The organism is Micrococcus sp. 63XJN7_8_ISO-PGPR-S23-253 (genome assembly GCF_056173425.1).
Window position 1 is genome coordinate 738917 of the sequence record NZ_CM149673.1, and the last position, 17700, is coordinate 756616.

Consider the following 17700-nt stretch of genomic DNA (forward strand, 5'->3'; position numbering starts at 1 on the left):
GGGCAGGTCGGGGGCCGCCGCGCGCGGGTCTCGGTACCATGGCCGCCATGGCCCGCTACGACCTGCACACGCACTCGACCGAGTCCGACGGCACCGAGCCGCCGGCCGACGTGGTGCGTGCGGCGGCGCGGGCCGGGCTGGACGGCCTCGCGCTCACCGACCACGACACGACCGCCGGCTGGGCCGAGGCCGCCCAGGCCGCGCGGGAGACCGGACTGACGCTCGTGCCCGGCATGGAGATGTCCTGCACCTCCGCCGACGGCGTGAGCGTGCACGTGCTCAGCTACCTGCACGACCCCGAGGACCCCGCCCTGCTGCGGGAGGTCGGCCTGGCCCGCGACGCGCGGCTGATCCGGGCGCAGGAGATGGTGCGGCGCCTGGGAGCGGACTTCCCGATCACGTGGGAGCTGGTCCAGGAGCACGCGGCGGAGAACGCGACGATCGGCCGGCCCCACCTGGCCGACGCCCTCGTGACGATCGGAGCCGTCCCGGACCGCTCCGCGGCGTTCACGGAGATCCTCGCCGGCCGGTCCAAGTACTACGTGCCGCACTTCGCCCCGGACCCGGCCGAGGCGGTCGCGCTCATCCGGGCCGCCGGCGGGGTGCCGGTGTTCGCGCATCCCCGGGCGCGCATGCGCGGCCGCGTGGTGGGCGACGAGGTGTTCGAGCAGATGGCCGAGGCCGGACTGGCGGGGGTCGAGGTCGAGCACCGGGACAATCCGGCGGAGGAGCGCACCTGGCTGCGCGCGTTCGCGGACCGGCACGGGCTGTTCGTCACCGGCTCGTCCGACTACCACGGCACCGGCAAGCCCAATCCGATCGGCGAGCACACCACGGGCGCGGAGGTGCTCGCCGAGATCGAGCGGCAGGGCACCGGCACGGCGATCATCCGCGGCTGAGCCCGGACGGCCCGGGCGACGGCGGAGAATCCGTTGCGCGAATGACCCTTCCAGCCACCGTGCAGGCGGTCAGAAGGGTCATTCGCGCAGAAGACTCCCGGGGGCCCGGGAGGGACGGTCAGCCGTCCACGACCTCGCCGTTGCGGCGGCGCGTGCGGGTGCGGCCGCCCCGGCGACGACGGGCCTCGGCCCGGGCCTCGGCGCGCTCGGCCCGGCGGGCCTCGGTGAGCTCGACGCCGGCCACCGGCGCCGGCGTGCGGGCCGCGGGGGCCTCGGAGCGCGAGGCGGTGCGCTCGCGGCCCTCGCCGCGACCACGGCCCCGGCCCTCGGCGCGCTGCTCGGCGGGTGTCTCACCACGGCCGCGGCCCGACCGCTCGGAGCGCTCGCCGCGGCCCCCGCCGCGCGCCGCGTCACGGCCCTCGCCGGAGCGGCCACCCTGGCCCCGGCCGCCGCGCTCGCCGTCGCGAGACCGGCCGCCCTCACGGCCGCCCCGGCCCCGGCCGCCCTCACGGCCGCCGCGCTCGCCGTCGCGGGACCGGCCGCCCGCGCGACCCCGTCCGCGACCGCCGTCGCGCTGCTTCGCCTCGGGGCCGCCGAGGTCCTCGAGCACCTCGCCCTCGAGGCCCTCGAGCACGCGCTTGGCCTGGGGCAGGCGGCCCTTCGTGCCCTTCGGGATGCCGAGGTCGGAGAACAGGTGCGGGGAGGAGGAGTAGGTCTCCACCGGCTCGGGCTGGCCGAGGCCGAGCGCCTTGTCGATCAGGGACCAGCGCGGCATGTCCTCCCAGTCCACGAGGGTCACCGCCACGCCCTTGTTGCCGGCGCGGCCCGTGCGACCCACGCGGTGCACGTAGGTCTTCTCGTCCTCCGGCGCCTGGAAGTTGAACACGTGGGTGACGTCGTCGACGTCGATGCCGCGCGCCGCGACGTCGGTGGCCACGAGGATGTCCACCTTGCCGTTGCGGAACGCGCGCAGCGCCTGCTCGCGGGCGCCCTGGCCGAGGTCGCCGTGCAGCGCGCCGGCCGCGAAGCCGCGCGCCGTCAGCTCGTCCGCCACGCGGGCGGCCGTGCGCTTGGTGCGCGTGAAGATGATGGTCCGGCCGCGGCCCTCGGCCTGCAGGGCGCGGGCCACGAGCTCGTCCTTGTCCATGTGGTGGGCGCGGTAGACGAGCTGACGGATGTCCTTCTTCGTCAGGCCCTCGTCCTCCGGGTCCGCCGCGCGGATGTGGGTGGGCTGCGTCATGTAGCGGCGCGCCATCGCGACCACGGGACCTGGCATGGTGGCCGAGAACAGCATGGTCTGGCGCACGGCCGGGACGGCGGCGAGCAGGGTCTCGACGTCGGGGAGGAAGCCGAGGTCCAGCATCTCGTCGGCCTCGTCCAGCACCACGGTGTTCACCAGGTCCAGGCGCAGGTGGCGCTGGCGCATCAGGTCGATGAGGCGGCCGGGGGTGCCGACGACGATCTCGATGCCGCGCTGCAGCTCCTCGATCTGCGGCTCGTAGGCGCGGCCGCCGTAGATGGTGGCGATGCGCAGGGGGCGCCGGGCCGCGGCGGCCGTGAGGTCGCCGGCCACCTGGACGGCGAGCTCGCGCGTCGGGGCGACGATCAGGGCCTGCGGGGCGCCCGCGGTGCCCTTGGCCTCGAGGGCGTCCCAACCGGGCTCACCCGGGCCGATGGCGCGCTGCAGCGCGGGGATGCCGAAGCCGAGGGTCTTGCCGGTGCCGGTCTTGGCCTGGCCGATGATGTCGTGGCCGCCGAGGGCGACCGGCAGGGTCATGGCCTGGATGGGGAAGGGGTGGACGATGCCCTTGGCCTCCAGGGCCTCGACGATCTTGGGGTGCACCCCGAAGTCGGCGAAGGTCTGCTCGGGGGCCACGGGCGCGGCGTCCTCGGTGACGATGTCCTCCGCGATCTCCGCGACCGTCGGGTCGACGTCGGCGGGGGCGGGGGTGTGCTCGGAGTTCTGGGTCATGGCGACTCGCGTTCCTGGTCGGGCGTCGTCACGGCGGGCGGAAGGCCCGGCTCCGCCGTGCGCGCGGTTCAAGCGGAAGCCGATCGCGAGGCAAGCACGCGGAGCGGCCGACGGGCGGCGCCCCGTGGAACCGGGCCGGGCGCGCCGTGCGAGGCGGGCCGTGCCGGATCCGGCAGGTCATGGTGCCGTCCCGGGCGTCAGGGGCGCGGGCGGCGGGTCAGGGTGATCAGAGAGCGACCGGTCATCCTGGGTCAGCGTGAGCTGTGCGGCCAGTCTACCCCCGCGGCCGTGATCGCACCCGAGGCGCGGTCCACGCCCTCGATCCGCACGCGCACCCGGGTGCCCGCCGGAACGCTGCCCGGCACCCGCAGACTCACGGCCGGGTCGAGCAGCCACACCTCCGTGCCGTCCTTCGCCTCGCGCACCGCGATCCCCTCGAGTTCCGCGCCGACGCGGGACTCGAGCGCCGCCGCCTCCACGAGGTCCGCCGCTGTCCGGCTCGCGGCCGAGGCCCGGCGCGACGAGTCCGCCATGAGGGCGGGCAGCTCGGGCAGGGCGCTGCGGACCCACGCGGGGGCGGGGGCGCCGGTGACGTGGGCGTGGCACAGCGCCAGGACGAAGCGGTCCACGAGCCGGCGCAGGGGAGCGGTGGCGTGGGCGTAGGGGGCGGCGAGCGCGGCCTGGGCCGGTTCGGCGGGCGGCGTGCGCAGGGCCGGGTCCTCGGCCTGCGCGTCGAAGACCGTGTACCCGGCGCCGCGGAACAGCCCGGTCGCCGCATGCAGCACCGCCAGGTGCCGCGCGTCGGCCGGGTCGAGGGAACGCAGGTAGGCGCCGTAGTCCTGGCCCTCGTCCCACGGGACGCCCAGGGCGCGCGTGCGCTCTCGGAAGGCGGCGACGGCGTCGGCGTCCGGCGCCGGCATCGTGCGCAGGATCCCGACCCCGGCGGCCAGCATCAGCTCGGCCGCGGCCATGCCGGTCAGCAGGGAGAGCTGGGCGTTGTGCTCCTCCGCCGGCAGCGGCGCCCGGTGCACGAGCTCGTGCGCCCCGTCCTCGGTGACACGGACCTCCTGGTCCGGCATGTTCAGGGAGGCGCCGCCGCGGGCGGCCTCCTGCGCGGCTCGCCGTCGGCCCACCTTTGGCAGCAGCGCCAGCGAGTCGCGCACCTCGGCCGGCCACCCCTCGGCGGCGGCCCGGTCCGCGTCGGTGACCCCAGGACGCGGCGTCGCCGGCGCCTGCGCCCCCGGCTGTGCGTCGAGGAAGGCCTGCACCTGCCCGTACGTCAGCTGCGCCCGGGAGCGGACGCGGGCGCGTTCGAGGCCGGTCTCGACGACGGCGCCCGCGGCGTCCAGCAGGAACGTCCACACGAACGCCGGGCGCTCGCGGCTCGGCAGCAGGGAGGCGGCGTCCTCGCTCAGCACCTCCGGGTGCAGGGGGACCCGGCCGTCGGGCAGGTAGACGGTCTGGCCGCGGCGGCGGGCCTCGGCGTCCACGGCGCCGCCCGGGGCCACGAAGGCGGGCACGTCCGCGATCGCGTAGCGGACCAGGATGCCGTCGTCGTCGACGGGGGTCAGGAGCAGGGCCTGGTCCAGGTCCGTGGCGCCGGCGGGGTCCACGGTGACGAACGGCAGGGCCGTGCGGTCCGCGTGGTCCGGGCTCCCGGTCAGGCCCGCCTGCACCTCGCGCGCGGCCGCCTCCGCCTCGGCCAGGACGGGGGCGGGGAAGGCCGGCGGCAGCTCGAGCTCCGTCCGCAGGGCGGCGAGGCGCTCGAGCAGGGCCGGGTCGGCGGGGCCGCGGAGGCCGAGGGCGTGAGGGGACATGGCGATGCTCCTGGGCAAGGGGGCCGAGACGACGCACGCCCCGGCGGATCACCGGGGCGTGCGGGCGGGTCAGGAGGCGGCGAACCCGAGCGGGCCCGACTTCTTCGCGCCGATCTCCACGAAGCCGATGCGGTCGCCGGGGACGACCACCTGGCGGCCCTTGGCGTCCGCCAGGACCAGCGGGGTGCCGTCGGCGACGGCGGCGTCCACGAGGGAGCGGACCTCGTCCGCCGACTGCTCGCTGTCGATGACGACCTCGCGGCCGACGTGCTGCACACCGATGCGGATCTCCATGGGGAACCTCTTCTCTTCGTCGCGTCCTGTGCGGTCCGCCGTCAGCCTACGGGACCGCTCGGCGGGGTGGACGGGCGCCCCCGAGGTTCACCCGCGGGCGAAACGGGCCGGACGGCCGGGTCAGCGTGGGGCGTCGTCCGCGGAGGGCAGCGAGGCGAGGCCGCGCCAGACGAGCGCGTCCACCGTGCGGGCCATCTCGGCCACGGCGGGGCGGGCGTCGACGTCGAGCCGGTCCGCCCAGTGGCGGGCGGCGCCCAGGAGGTAGCCGACGAGTCCGCGGGAGAGCACCTCGGCCTCGGCCTCAGCCACGGTGGTGTCCGCGCGGATGGTGCGCGCGACCTCGGAGGAGAGCAGCCGGTGGACGGCCTCGCTGCGCATGCGCACCTCCGGGTCCCCGTCGATGCCGGAGTCGAAGATGAGGCGGTGGGTCCGCTCGGGGGAGGCCATGTACTCGAACACGGCGGCGACGGTGGCCCGCACCCGTTCGCGGTTGTCCCGGCGGGTGTCCATCGCCGCCTCGAGGAGCGCGCGCAGGCTCGCGACCTCGGCGTCCAGCAGCTCGAGGAAGAGCTCGTGCTTGCTGGGGAAGTGCTGGTAGAGGACCGGCTTGGAGACCTCGGCCCGCTCGGCGATCTGCTCCATGGAGGCCCTCGCGTACCGCTCGGCGGCGAAGACGGCGCGGGCGCAGTCCAGCAGCTGACGACGGCGCTCGTGCCGGGGCAGACGACGGCCTCGCCCGGGCTCCTCGGGCGCGGTGGCGGCGGGGTGGTCGGTCACGGGGTCCTCCTGGCGCGGGGCGGTCTCACGCGACGCGCGCGGCGCCGCCCTCGTCCTCATGCGCGGGGCAGACCGCCTCGACCGTGCCCACGGCGGGGGCGGGGCGGCCGGGGGCCTCGATCCCGAAGACCGCCTCGAGGGCGTCCTCATAGCGGTCGAGCCGGCCCTCGGCGGCGAGCCGCTTGGCGCGCACGCTGGGCTCGTGCAGGAGCTGGTTCACCATGCGGCGCAGGGCGAACTCCACCTCCTCGGCGGCCGCCGTGCAGCCGTGGCGGGCGCGCACCCGCTCGAGCTCCCGGTCGAGCACGCCGAGGGTGTGGCGGCGCAGGGCCTTGATCGCCGCGTCGGCACTGCGGCCGCGCTGCGCGGCGCGGTACTCCTCGACGGCGTCGTCCACGAGCGCGCGGGCCTCGGCGACGGCGACCTCGGCCTGCTCGGGGGCGGCCAGCCGCACCGACTCGAGGGTGATGAGGTCGACGTCCGGCAGGTCCGCGACTGCGGGGTCGAAGTCGCGCGAGAGGGCCAGGTCGACCACCGTGAGCGGGCGCCGTGCGCCCTCGCGCAGTTCCTGCAGGCGCTCGGGGCTGATCTGGCGCTCGCCACCGGAGGAGCCGATGATCACGTCCGCCTCGGCGACGGCGCCGGCCACGGCCTCGCCGCCGAGCGCGAGGGCCCAGCCGCCGCGGTCTGCGACGAACTGCTCCGCGCGGCCCGAGGCCGAGTGCACGCCGACGGTGGTCGCACCCCGGTCTGCCAGCTGCGCGAGCGTGGTGCCGGCGTAGGCGCCCGTGCCGATCAGCAGGATGGTGGCCCCGGCCCAGAAGTCGCGCTGGGCCGCGGCGTCGGTGAGACCGCGCAGCTCCTCCGCGAGGTCCAGGGCGACGGAGACGACCGAGCGGCCGGCCGCGCCGAGCGCCGTGCGGGAGCCGACGTCTTTGGCCGTGCGCGTGGCGGACTCGAAGAGGCGGACGAGCGGGCCCGAGGCGGTGCCCGCCTCCTGGGCCGCCGTCAGGGCGCGCCGGACCTGACCGGCGATCTCGCGCTCGCCCACCACGGCGGAGTCCAGCCCGGCGCCGACCTCGAAGAGGTGACGGGCCGTGGCGTCGGCGTCGAGCGTGCGGAACGCGGTGTGCACGTCCTCGTCCGGCAGGGAGGTGGAGGCGGCGACGGCGGACAGCAGCCCCGCGCGGGCGACCTCGACGCCGACCCCGTCGGCCTCGGCGTAGATCTCCACGCGGTTGCACGTGGCCAGCACGACGGCGCCCGCCGCACCGCTGCCGGGCAGGGCGGGCCCGACCCCGGTCGCGCCGGCGCTGAGGCGGGCGACCGTGTCCAGGTCCAGATCATGGTGGGAGGCGACGAGAGAGAAGACAGTCACAGCGGGCCAAGTCTAGCCCCGACCGCCCCGCCCGTCCGGGAAGGCGGACCTGACCCGGGCGCCGCCGGCCAGTGTGACGACGCTCACGGAGGACGCGGATGTGCCACCGCGACACGACCGGTGGGACACTGGGGGGCATGTCCGCCCTGTCCCAGACCCCCGAGACCCCCGCGGCCGTCCCGGCGCTGCCCGCCGAGCACCCGCTGCGCACCGAGGATCCGTCACGCTCGACCGCGGCCAGCCCGCTCCTTCGCGCGCTGCGCGGCCAGCGCCCCGACCGCCACCCCGTGTGGTTCATGCGACAGGCCGGCCGTTCGCTGCCCGAGTACCGCCAGGTGCGCGAGGGGATCGGGATGCTCGACTCCTGCCTCATGCCGGACCTGGTCCGGGAGATCACGATGCAGCCGGTGCGCCGCCATGACGTCGACGCGGCGATCTTCTTCTCGGACATCGTGGTCCCCCTGCGCCTGGCGGGCGTGGACGTGGAGATCCAGCCCGGCGTGGGCCCCGTGCTCGGCCGGGCCGTCCGCACCGCCGACGACGTCGCCGCGCTGCCCGTCCTCGAGGACGCCGCCCTGGACGTCATCCGCGAGGCCGTCGCGGCCACCGTCGCCGAGCTGGGCCCGCGCCCCCTGATCGGCTTCGCCGGCGCTCCCTTCACGCTGGCGGCGTACATGGTGGAGGGCCGTCCCTCCCGCGACCACTTCGGCCCGCGACGCATGATGCACGCCGACCCCGAGACCTGGGCCGCCCTGGCCGACTGGGCCGCCACCGTGTCCGGCCAGTTCCTGCGCGCCCAGCTCGAGTCCGGCGCCTCCGCCGCGCAGCTGTTCGACTCGTGGGCCGGTTCGCTCTCGGCGGACGACTACCTCGAGCACGTGCAGCCGCACTCGAGGGCGGCCCTCGCCCATGTCGCCGACCTCGCCGGGCCCGGCGTCCCCGACGGCGCCCCGCTCCTGCACTTCGGCACGGGCACGGGAGAGTTCCTGCACCACATGCGTGACGCGGGCGCGACCGCCGTCGGCGTGGACCACCGCCTCACGCTCGCCGAGGCGCACCGTCGTCTCAGCGCGAACCCCGGCCCCGACGGACGCGGCGCCGTGCCCCTGCAGGGCAACATCGATCCGGCCCTGCTCGCCGCCCCGTGGGAGGTCCTCGAGGCCCACGTGCGCGACGTCGTCGCCTCCGGCGCCGTCGCGCCCGGCCACGTCGTCAACCTCGCCCACGGCGTGCCGCCGGAGACGGACGCGGCCGTGCTGACCCGCGTGGTCGAGCTGATCCACTCCCTGCCCGTGGCGGAGCGGGAGGGCCAGGACCCGGCACCGGGGGTCGAGACCGCCGAGCGGGAGGAGCGCGCATGAGCGGCACGGCGCTCGTGGTCGGCGGCGGCATCGCCGGCCTCGTCGCGGCCCACCGACTGTCCACGGCGGGCTGGGACGTGACCCTCGCCGAGGCCACCTCCGTGCTCGGGGGCGCGGTCTCCCCGCGCTTCCTCGACGTCCCCTCGCACGGCGAGACCGGGGCCCCCGAGACCCAGACCCTCGAACTCGACGGTGGGGCCGAGTCGTTCGCCGTCCGCGGCGCCGCCGTGCGCGCGCTCGTGGAGGAGCTCGGGCTGGGCGAGAAGATCGTCGCGCCCGAGCCCCTCGGCTCGTGGCTGCACGGTCCCGCCGGCCCCGTGCCCGCCCCGCGTCTCGGCATCGTCGGCATCCCCGGCGACCTCGACGCCGAGGGCCTCGCCGCCGCCCTCACGCCGGCCGGCCTGGAGCGCGCCCGGCAGGACGCCGAGGCCCCCATGGATCGCTGGGCCGCTGCGCTCGCGGCCGGCGAGCCGGTGACCGTCGCGCAGGTCGTGGCCGACCGCCTCGGCGACGAGGTGCTCGAACGCCTCGTGGCCCCCGTCGTCGCCGGAGTCCACTCGGCCGACCCCGCGGTCGTCGAGCTGGAGCGCGTGGCCCCCGGCCTGCTCGCCGCCGCCGTGGAGCACGGCGGGCTGGCCGCGGGCGTCGCCGCGCTGCGGTCCGCCGGGACCCCCGGCTCGCTCGTGGCCGGTCTGGACGGCGGCATGGTCCGCCTCACCGGCCGGCTCGTCGAGGCGCTGCGCGAGGACGGGGCCACCGTCCTGCGCGGCGTCCGAGTGGCCGCCCTGTCCCGCGTGCCCGCCACCGGCGGCTGGTGGGCCCAGATCTCGGACCGGGACGACGAGGTCGTCCGCGGGCTCGACGTGGACCGGGTCGTGCTGGCCGTGGACGGCGTCACCGCCTGGGACCTGCTGGCCCCGCTCTCGGCCGACGCCCTGGACCCTGACGCCGGCCCCGCCCTCGGCGAGGGCATCGCGCTGGCCACGCTCGTCGTCGAGGCCGCGGGCCTGGACGACGCGCCACGCGGCACCGGAGTGCTGGTCGGCGCCGGGACGGACGTGGCCGCCAAGGCCCTGACCCACGCCACCGCCAAGTGGGCGTGGCTGCGCGAGGTCGTCGCGCGGCCGCAGGAGGACGGCGTCGCCCGTCACCCCCACCGCCATGTGCTGCGCCTGTCCTACGGCCGCCAGGGCGGTGGGCCCGAGGCCCTGGGCCACCGCAGCGCGGACGAGGAGCTGCTCGCGCAGGCGCTCGTGGACACGGCGACCCTCACCGGGGTGCCGCTGGCGGAGGAGGACGTCGTCGCCCGCACCGTCACCCGCTGGCGCCGCTCCATCCCGCCGCAGGCCGGCCCCGACCGCGCGAAGGCGGACACGCTGATCGACTGGGCACGGGACGTGCCCGGCCTCGACCTCGTGGGCAGCTGGGTGCACGGCACCGGGCTGGCCGCCGTCGTCGCCGGCGTGGACCGCACCCTCGGCGCCGACGCACCGCCCGCCGGCTGACCTCGCCCCCAGACCACCCCTGACGCAATCGGATCCCAAGGAAGAGGACCATGACCAAGGACAGCACCACCACCCCTGCCGAGGCAGGCAAGGACTGGTTCACCACCTACACCGCGTTCGCCCGCCCGCAGGGCGAGCCCGGCTGGCTGGGACTGGAGGGCCGCGACGCGAAGAAGGCCGCCAAGGAGTTCGACGAGGCCGTCGCGCGGGTGGCCCAGACCGGCGTGACCGTGCGCGGCGTCTACGACGTCTCGGGCATGCGCGAGGCCGGCGACGTCATGGTGTGGATGTACGGCCAGGTGCCCGAGGACCTGCAGGCCGCCATCCGCGAGCTGCGCCGCACCCGTCTGCTCGAGGGCACCACGATGGTGCTCTCGGCCATGGGCGCAGATCGCATGGCCGAGTTCAACAAGGACCACGTCCCCGCCTTCGCCATGGGCCGCAAGGCCCTGAAGTGGCTGTGCTTCTACCCGTTCGTGCGCTCGTACGACTGGTACCTGCTGGACCCGAAGGAGCGGGCCCGCATGCTCCGCGAGCACGGCCAGCTCGGCCAGGACTTCCCGCAGGTGTGGGCGAACACCACCAGCGCGTTCGGCCTGAACGACTGGGAGTGGCTGCTGGGCCTCGAGGCGGACGAGCTGACGGACCTGGTGGACATGATGCGCCACCTGCGCAACAACGAGACCCGCCTGCACGTGCGCAGCGAGGTGCCGTTCTACACCGGACGCCGTCTGGAGACCGCCGAGATCGCGGAGGTGCTGGCCTGATGACTGCCGCCCCCGAGCCCCGCGCCGACGCGCCCGACCACACCGGCCCGGACGCCGGCGTCGCCCCGGCCCTCCGGACGCCCGAGAAGGCCGCCGCCGGCGTCGACTACGACGCGTGCGGCGTGATGGCCCCCAAGGACTACGACGCCCTGCTGCTCGCCTCCTTCGGCGGGCCCGAGGGCCAGGACGACGTGATCCCGTTCCTGCGCAACGTCACGCGCGGGCGCGGCATCCCGGACGAGCGCCTCGAGGAGGTCGCCACCCACTACCGCGCCAACGGCGGCGTCAGCCCCATCAACGCGCAGAACCGCGCGCTGAAGGCGGCCATCGAGGCCGAGCTGGCCGCCCGCGGTCTGGACCTGCCCGTGTACTGGGGCAACCGCAACTGGGAGCCCTACTTCCCGGACACCCTCGAGCGGATGCACGCCGACGGGCACCGCCGCATCCTGACGGTCACCACCTCCGCGTACTCCTGCTACTCCTCGTGCCGCCAGTACCGGGAGGACATGGGCATGGCCATGGAGCAGACCGGCCTGACCGGGAAGGTGGACCTGGACAAGACGCGCCAGTACTTCAACCATCCCGGCTTCATCGAGCCGTTCCGGGACGGCCTGCGCGCGGACCTGGCCTCGCTGCGCGCGGAGCTGGGGGACGACGCGCGGATCCACGTGCTCTTCGCGACCCACTCCATCCCCACCTCCGACGCCGCCGCCGCCGGCCCGCGCGGCCTCGCCGCAGACCTGCGCGCGCAGGCGGGGGCGGAGCCGGGCGACGAGGGTGCGGACGTGTACTCGGCGCAGCACCTCGACGTGGCCCGCGAGATCCTCGCCGGCGTGCCCGAGGCCGCGGACGTGCCGTGGTCGCTCGTGTACCAGTCGCGCTCCGGCCCGCCCTCGGTGCCGTGGCTCGAGCCGGACATCAACGACGCGATGGAGCACCTCGCGGGCGAGGGTGCCGAGACGGACGCGCAGGGTCGTGCCGTGGCGGGCTTCGTCGTCGTGCCGCTGGGCTTCGTCTCGGACCACATGGAGGTGGTCTGGGACCTCGACACCGAGGCCAAGGAGACCGCCGAGGGGCTGGGTGTGGGGTTCCGTCGCAGCCCCACCCCGGGCACCGACCCGCGGTTCGTGGCCGGGCTCGTGGACATCGTGGAGGAGCGGCTGGGCCGGCGCGAGGGCCGCGCCGCGGCCGGCTGCTTCCCGGCCTGGTACGACGTGTGCCGGCCGGACTGCTGCGCCAAGGTGATGCGGGACGGCTCGACGCGGCCGACGACGTCCGCGGTCGACGCCGCCGTGCGCGGGCTGGCCGAGCACGAGGCGGGCGCCGCGGCCCCCGCCGAGGAGGCCTGAGACCGTGACCCCCCTGCGCATCGGCACCCGGGGCTCCGCCCTGGCGACCACGCAGACCACCCACGTGGCCGAGGCGCTCACGGAGCGATCCGGCCTGGCCCACGAGCTGGTGGTGATCCGCACCGAGGGCGACGTCACCACCGGCTCGCTGGCCTCGCTGGGCGGCACCGGCGTGTTCGCCTCGGCGCTGCGGGCCGCCGTGCTCGACGGCGCCGTGGACGCGGCCGTGCACTCGCTCAAGGACCTGCCGGCCGCCCAGCCGGAGACCCTCGAGATCGCCGCGGTGCCGGCCCGTGCCGACCTGCGGGACGCCCTGTGCGCCCGCGACGGCCTCACCCTGGCGACCCTGCCCGAGGGCGCCCGGGTGGGCACGGGCTCGCCGCGCCGCGTGGCCCAGCTCAAGGCCCTGCGCCCGGATCTGGAGCTCGTGGACATCCGCGGCAACGTGCAGACCCGCCTGGCCCGGGTGCCCGGGCTGGAGCAGCACGACGACCACGCCCCGGCCGCCGCGGGCTCGCCCCGCGGTGACCTCGACGCCGTGATCCTGGCCTGTGCCGGGCTCGACCGGCTCGGCCTGGACCACGTGATCACCGAGCGGATCGACCCGGAGGTCATGGTGCCCGCCCCCGGGCAGGGCGCCCTGGCCGTGGAGATCCGGGCCGAGGACGAGTCCTTCCTCGGCCGCGCGCTCCTGGACCCCCAGGCGCCGGTCGGGAGGCTGCACGCCGCCCTCGAGCTGGTCGACGATCGGGACACCCACGTGGCGGTCACCGCCGAGCGGGCCCTGCTGCGTCGCCTCGAGGCCGGCTGCGCCGCGCCGATCGGGGCCGTGGCCCGCGTGAGCGACGGCGAGGCCGGCGCGCCGCGCATCGAGATGACCGCGATGGTGGCCGCCCTCGACGGCTCGCGCGTGCTGCGCCGGACCTCGTCCGTGCAGCTCGACCCGGTGCCGGCCGACGTGGCCGGTGACCCGGCGGCCGCCGACGAGTGGCTCGAGGACACCCTGTTCGTGGCCGCGGAGGCACTCGGCGTGCACGTGGCCGAGCAGTTCGTGGCCGAGGGCGCCGACCTGCTGCCCGGCACGGTGCGCGGGGTGGACCGGGGCGACGGCGCCCCGCGGCCCGACGACCCGGCCTGAGATGCGCGTCCTGCTCACCCGCCAGCCGGCCCAGGCCGGCGACCTCGAGGCCGGTCTCGCCGGCGCCGAGGTGGCGGGGCGGCGGCTGCGGGTCGGCTTCCTGCCGCTGACCGACTTCGCGCTGCCCGACGACGACGGCCCCCTGCGCGCGCTGCTGGCGGACTGGGCGGGGACCGACGGTGATGCGGCCGGGCCGGTGCGCTCGGACGGGTCCCGCTGGCTCGTGCTGACGAGCCCCAACACCGTGCGCGCGCTCAGGGCCGTCGGCTGGGACGGCCATGTCCCGGCGAGCGCGCGGATCGCGGCCACCGGACCGGGAACGGCACGGGTGCTGACCGAGGCGGGCTGCGACGCGGCGCCGTGGCTGCCGCCGGAGGACCGCTCCGCCGAGGGCCTGATCGCCGGACTCGCCGCCCTGCATCCCCGCGGCGCCCGCGCGTGGCTGCCCCAGTCCGACCGGGCCCGGCCCCGCCTCGCCGACGGCCTGCGCGCGGCGGGCTGGGACGTGCGGACCGGGCTCGCCTACCGGACGGTGCCGTATCCGGCGCAGGCTGGCAGGCGGCTGCTCGACGGGGCGGCGGACGAGGACCGGGGGGACGTCGTGACGCCCGCGCGGCTGGCCGTGGTCGCGGCGGGGACCGCCGTGGTGCTCACCAGCTCCTCCGCGGCGGAGGAGTTCGTGGCCGCGGGTCTGAGGCCGCTGGTGGGGGAGCGGGTGCGGCTCGTGGCGATCGGCGCGCCGACCCGAGACACGTGCGCGCGGCGGGGTCTGCCCCTGCTCGGGACGGCCCCCACGCCGGATGCGGCCGGAGTGCTGGCCGTGCTGCGCGCTGCGGCCTGAGCCGCCCGTCCGCACTCGGGGCGAGGCTCAGTCGGGGCGGTCGCCGTCCGGGTCGGTCGCGTCGTCCTCCGTCGGCGCCGGGCCGGCGTCGTGCTTCTCGTCCTGCGGCACGCCGGTGGCGGCGGCCATGATGTCCACCCGCGGGCCGCGCAGGATGGCGACCGAGACGTTGGTGAAGCCCGTGTTGGCGAGCAGCTCCGAGGCCTCCTCGTCCGTCAGGTCGTACGCGTGCGCGAGCATGCGCACGTTCTCCGTGTAGAAGGCGTGCAGGCGGTCGACGCCGCGCAGGAAGCCCAGAGTGTTCCCCATGGCGGGGAGCCTACCGGGCGGGCGTGGTGGGCGGGTGGCCGGCGGGTGAACGGCCGGTGGACCGGCCCGCCGGCCGCGGGGGACGACCGGCCGTGCCGCTCAGCCCTCGGCGCGGCGGCTGCGGCGGCGGACCAGCGAGACCTCCATGGTCCGGCCCTCGGTGCGGGTGCGCAGGTACGGCTGGTCCTCCACGAGGGTGGAGAGCTTGGAGTGCCCGAAGTCGCGCGGGTCGAAGTCCACGTGGGTGCGGCTCAGGTGCTGGCCGATCAGGGACAGCGTGGCCCAGCCGTCGTCGGTGCTCGTGGCGTTGACGGCCTTGGTGAGCGCGGCCTGCAGGTCGATGCGCGGGGCGGCGTCGGCCTCGTCGTGCTCGGGCTCGGCCTCGACCGGCACCTCGGGCGGGGTCGGGTCCTCGGTGACGTCCGACGACGACGCACGGCGGCCCCGCCGACCGGCTCCGGACTTCGCCTGCGGGCCCTTCCCGTCCTTGCCGGCGGCGGCGTCCCCGGCGGGCGCCTCGTCCCTGGCAGGCGCCTCCTCGGCGGCGGGGGCCTCGGCGTCCGCGTCCGTGGCCTCGGGGGTGTCGGCGGCGTCGGTGGTCTTGGACCCGCGGCCGCGGCCTCGACCGCCGCGGCGGGATCCCGAGCGGCCGGAGCCCTCGGACGCCTTGGCGTTCTCCTCCTTGGCGGGGGCGTCCTCGCCGGTCTCGTCGTCGTCGACGTCGTGGTCCGTGGCCGTGCCGAGCAGCTCGAGGTAGATGAACTGGTCCACGGCGTTGCGCAGCGAGGCGGGGGTCTTGCGGGCGCCCAGGCCGATCACCCGCTTGCCGCCCTCGCGCAGGCGGGTGGCCAGGCGCGTGAAGTCGGAGTCGGAGGAGACGAGGGCGAACGCGTCCACGTTGCCCATCCAGAGCAGGTCCATCGCGTCGATGATGAGCGCGGAGTCCGAGGAGTTCTTGCCCACGGTGTAGGCGAACTGCTGGACCGGCTGGATCGCGTGGTGGTTCAGCGCCTTCTTCCAGCCGTTCAGGTTGGTCGTGGTCCAGTCGCCGTACGCGCGCTTGATCGTGGGGGTGCCGTAGGTGGCGAGCTCCTCGAGGATCAGGGGGGCGAACTTGGGGGAGACGTTGTCGCTGTCCATCAGGACGGCGATGCGCAGGGATGCGGGGGTGGGATCGGGCATGGGACCCACACTAGTCGGGAACGCCCCGGGGAGGGGCCGCGGCGGTGCGCGGCCCCTCCCCGGGGCGAAGGCCCTCCGACGAGGGCGGGTGTCAGGCGGAGGCGCTGGTGACGGGGTCCGCGACGCGGACCAGGCGCTTGTTCACGAACTCGTCCACGCCGTAGGGGCCCAGCTCGCGGCCGAAGCCCGAGCGGCCGACACCGCCGAAGGGCAGCCCGGCCTGGGTGGTGCCGTGCTCGTTCACGAAGGCCATGCCCACGTCGAGGCGGCGGGCCGTGGCCTCGGCGAGCTCGAGGTCGTCGGACCACACCGAGCCGCTGAGGCCGAAGTCGGACTCGTTGGCCAGGGCGACGGCCTCGTCGACGTCCGCGGCCCGGTGCACGACGGCGACCGGGCCGAAGAGCTCCTCGGACCAGGCGCGCATCTCGCGGGTCACCCCGGTGAGCACGGTCGGCTCCATGAAGGCGCCGGCGCCGGCACGGGCGTGACCGCCGGTGCGCACCTGCGCCCCGTGGGAGACGGCGTCGTCCACCAGCTCCATCAGGTCCTCCCGAGCGGAGGTGCTGGACATGGGGCCGACCTGGGTGCCCTCCTCGCGGGGGTCGCCGACGGTCGCGTCCTTGAACGCGGCGGTGAGCTTCTCCACGAACTCGTCGTAGTGCTCGTCGAGGACGATCATCCGCTTGGGCGAGTTGCAGGCCTGCCCGGCGTTGCTCAGCCGCGCCTTTGCCGCCGTCGCGGCCACGGCGTCGAGGTCGCCGCCGAGGACGATGAACGGATCGGAGCCGCCCAGCTCCAGCACGGCCTTCTTCAGGTGCTGACCGGCCGCGGCGGCCACGGAGGCGCCCGCGCCCTCGCTGCCGGTGAGGGAGACGCCCTGGACCCGCGGGTCGGCGATGATGCCGTCGATCCGGTCCGAGCCCACGAGCAGCGTCTGGTAGACGCCCTCCGGGAGGCCGGCCTCGGTGAGCAGCTCCTCGAGCCGCAGGGCGGAGGCCGCGCAGATGGAGGCGGGCTTGAGCAGCAGGGTGTTGCCCAGCAGCAGGTTGGGGGCGATGAACCGGGCCAGCTGGTAGTAGGGGTAGTTCCACGGCATCACGCCGAGGAGGACGCCGAGCGGCTCCTTCTCCACGCGCGTCGAGTTGGCGCCGTGGGCGGGGAGGGCGTCGTCCGCCAGCAGCTGCTGGGCGTTGTCCGCGTAGTAGCGGAAGATCTGGGAGCACAGCTGCGCCTCCCCGACGCCCTGGGCGAGCGGCTTGCCCATCTCCTCGGCGGCGATGTCGGCGAGCTCGTCGGCGTGCTGCGCGAGCAGGTCCGCCGTGCGCCGCAGGACCTCGGCGCGCCGGACGGGGTCGGTGCTCCGCCAGGTGGTGAAGGCGTCCTGGGCGGCGGCGAGGGCGTCCTCCACCTGCTCCTCGCTCATCGCGTCCCAGGTGCGGACGATCTCTCCGGTGGTGGGATCTTCGGTGCGGAAACCGGCCATGGGTGGTTCTCCTTCGATACTGGGTGGCCCGGCCCCGGTCGGGGCCGGGGTGGGGGGTCAGTCGTCGACGACCTGCACGTCCACGCGGATGTTGCCGCGCGTGGCGTTGGAGTAGGGGCAGACCCGGTGAGCCGCGTCGGCGAGCTGCTGGGCCTCGTCATGGGGCAGGTCGGGGATCACGACCTCGAGCACGACGGCCAGGCCGAAGCCCTCGCCGGCCCTGCCGATGGCGACGCGTGCGCCCACGGAGGAGTCGCCGAGCTTCTTCTTGGCCTGACGGGCCACGTTCTGCAGCGCGGAGTGGAAGCACGCGGCGTAGCCGGCCGCGAACAGCTGCTCGGGGTTCGCGCCGTCGCCGCTGCCGCCCATCTCCGCGGGGACCGCGAGGTCCAGTGCGATGCGGCCGTCCGCGGTCTGGACGTGGCCGTCGCGGCCGGCGCCGGTGGCGACGGCCTCGGCGGTGTAGAGGGGGCCGATCTCGATCATGCGGTGCCTTCCTTGCCGGTGACGGGTCCGGGTGGCGGGCCCGAGGCGCGGGTGGCGCGTCTCCGCGCTCACGAGCGAGCGTAGTCCGCGGTCAGGTTGTGCGCAACCGAATTGCCGCGGGGAGTCGGACGGCCGTGCCCCG

Annotated in this window: 16 protein-coding genes; 7 read left to right on the forward strand and 9 right to left on the reverse strand. The window is 76.0% G+C overall.

Translation table 11 applies throughout. The annotated features are described in order from the left end of the window. Nucleotides 1-38 precede the first annotated feature (38 nt). Nucleotides 39-899 (forward strand): PHP domain-containing protein, encoded by an 861-nt coding sequence (locus tag AC0VX4_RS03540; protein ID WP_002854723.1) that lies wholly within the window; start codon nucleotides 39-41, stop codon nucleotides 897-899. Between the two features lie 118 nt (nucleotides 900-1017). Here AC0VX4_RS03540 and AC0VX4_RS03545 read toward each other — a convergent pair whose 3' ends face one another. The 5 genes from AC0VX4_RS03545 to AC0VX4_RS03565 form a co-directional block, all read right to left on the reverse strand. After that, entirely contained in the window at nucleotides 1018-2871 is a 1854-nt protein-coding gene (locus AC0VX4_RS03545; RefSeq protein ID WP_144824835.1) for a DEAD/DEAH box helicase, read from the reverse strand. 251 nt (nucleotides 2872-3122) lie between these two features. Continuing rightward, on the reverse strand, nucleotides 3123-4688 hold the full coding sequence (locus AC0VX4_RS03550; protein WP_002854969.1) for an RNB domain-containing ribonuclease: 1566 nt from the start codon (nucleotides 4686-4688) through the stop codon (nucleotides 3123-3125). 69 nt (nucleotides 4689-4757) lie between these two features. Beyond that, nucleotides 4758-4982: a DUF3107 domain-containing protein gene (locus tag AC0VX4_RS03555; RefSeq protein WP_002854967.1), complete on the reverse strand. Its 225-nt coding sequence runs from the start codon at nucleotides 4980-4982 to the stop codon at nucleotides 4758-4760. Nucleotides 4983-5102: 120 nt separating this feature from the next. After that, on the reverse strand, nucleotides 5103-5759 hold the full coding sequence (locus AC0VX4_RS03560) for a TetR/AcrR family transcriptional regulator (protein WP_145032898.1): 657 nt from the start codon (nucleotides 5757-5759) through the stop codon (nucleotides 5103-5105). A 25-nt stretch (nucleotides 5760-5784) separates the two neighbouring features. Continuing rightward, a complete protein-coding gene (locus AC0VX4_RS03565; protein WP_002854963.1) occupies nucleotides 5785-7137 on the reverse strand; it encodes a glutamyl-tRNA reductase in 1353 nt (450 codons plus the stop codon). 137 nt (nucleotides 7138-7274) lie between these two features. Between AC0VX4_RS03565 and hemE the strand changes: the two genes are divergently transcribed. From hemE to AC0VX4_RS03595, 6 genes are read left to right on the forward strand one after another with little or no spacing between them, the layout of a single operon-like run. Further along, nucleotides 7275-8498 (forward strand): uroporphyrinogen decarboxylase, encoded by a 1224-nt coding sequence (hemE, locus tag AC0VX4_RS03570; RefSeq protein ID WP_002854961.1) that lies wholly within the window; start codon nucleotides 7275-7277, stop codon nucleotides 8496-8498. Continuing rightward, nucleotides 8495-10003: a protoporphyrinogen/coproporphyrinogen oxidase gene (locus AC0VX4_RS03575; RefSeq protein WP_002854959.1), complete on the forward strand. Its 1509-nt coding sequence runs from the start codon at nucleotides 8495-8497 to the stop codon at nucleotides 10001-10003. The genes hemE and AC0VX4_RS03575 overlap by 4 nt, the downstream gene beginning before the upstream one ends. A 50-nt stretch (nucleotides 10004-10053) precedes the next feature. Next, nucleotides 10054-10770 carry a hydrogen peroxide-dependent heme synthase gene (gene hemQ / locus AC0VX4_RS03580; RefSeq protein WP_002854958.1) on the forward strand — a complete coding sequence of 239 codons (717 nt, stop codon included), beginning with the start codon at nucleotides 10054-10056 and terminating at the stop codon, nucleotides 10768-10770. Continuing rightward, on the forward strand, nucleotides 10770-12119 hold the full coding sequence (locus AC0VX4_RS03585) for a ferrochelatase (protein WP_002854955.1): 1350 nt from the start codon (nucleotides 10770-10772) through the stop codon (nucleotides 12117-12119). The genes hemQ and AC0VX4_RS03585 overlap by 1 nt, the downstream gene beginning before the upstream one ends. A 4-nt stretch (nucleotides 12120-12123) precedes the next feature. Next, complete coding sequence (hemC, locus tag AC0VX4_RS03590) at nucleotides 12124-13257, forward strand: hydroxymethylbilane synthase (RefSeq protein WP_002854953.1); 1134 nt, start codon at nucleotides 12124-12126, stop codon at nucleotides 13255-13257. 1 nt (nucleotide 13258) lies between these two features. Next, entirely contained in the window at nucleotides 13259-14098 is an 840-nt protein-coding gene (locus AC0VX4_RS03595; RefSeq protein WP_002854951.1) for a uroporphyrinogen-III synthase, read from the forward strand. Nucleotides 14099-14125: 27 nt separating this feature from the next. Here AC0VX4_RS03595 and AC0VX4_RS03600 read toward each other — a convergent pair whose 3' ends face one another. The 4 genes from AC0VX4_RS03600 to AC0VX4_RS03615 form a co-directional block, all read right to left on the reverse strand. Continuing rightward, nucleotides 14126-14407, reverse strand: coding sequence for a hypothetical protein (locus AC0VX4_RS03600; protein WP_002854949.1), 282 nt, complete (start codon nucleotides 14405-14407; stop codon nucleotides 14126-14128). Nucleotides 14408-14506: 99 nt separating this feature from the next. Then, complete coding sequence (locus AC0VX4_RS03605; protein WP_145032895.1) at nucleotides 14507-15589, reverse strand: NYN domain-containing protein; 1083 nt, start codon at nucleotides 15587-15589, stop codon at nucleotides 14507-14509. Between the two features lie 91 nt (nucleotides 15590-15680). Then, complete coding sequence (locus tag AC0VX4_RS03610; RefSeq protein WP_002854945.1) at nucleotides 15681-17072, reverse strand: aldehyde dehydrogenase family protein; 1392 nt, start codon at nucleotides 17070-17072, stop codon at nucleotides 15681-15683. Nucleotides 17073-17129: 57 nt separating this feature from the next. Next, the gene (locus AC0VX4_RS03615) at nucleotides 17130-17558 is read right to left on the reverse strand and encodes an organic hydroperoxide resistance protein (RefSeq protein ID WP_002854944.1); all 429 of its coding nucleotides are present in this window, start codon (nucleotides 17556-17558) and stop codon (nucleotides 17130-17132) included. Between the last annotated feature and the right edge of the window lie 142 nt (nucleotides 17559-17700).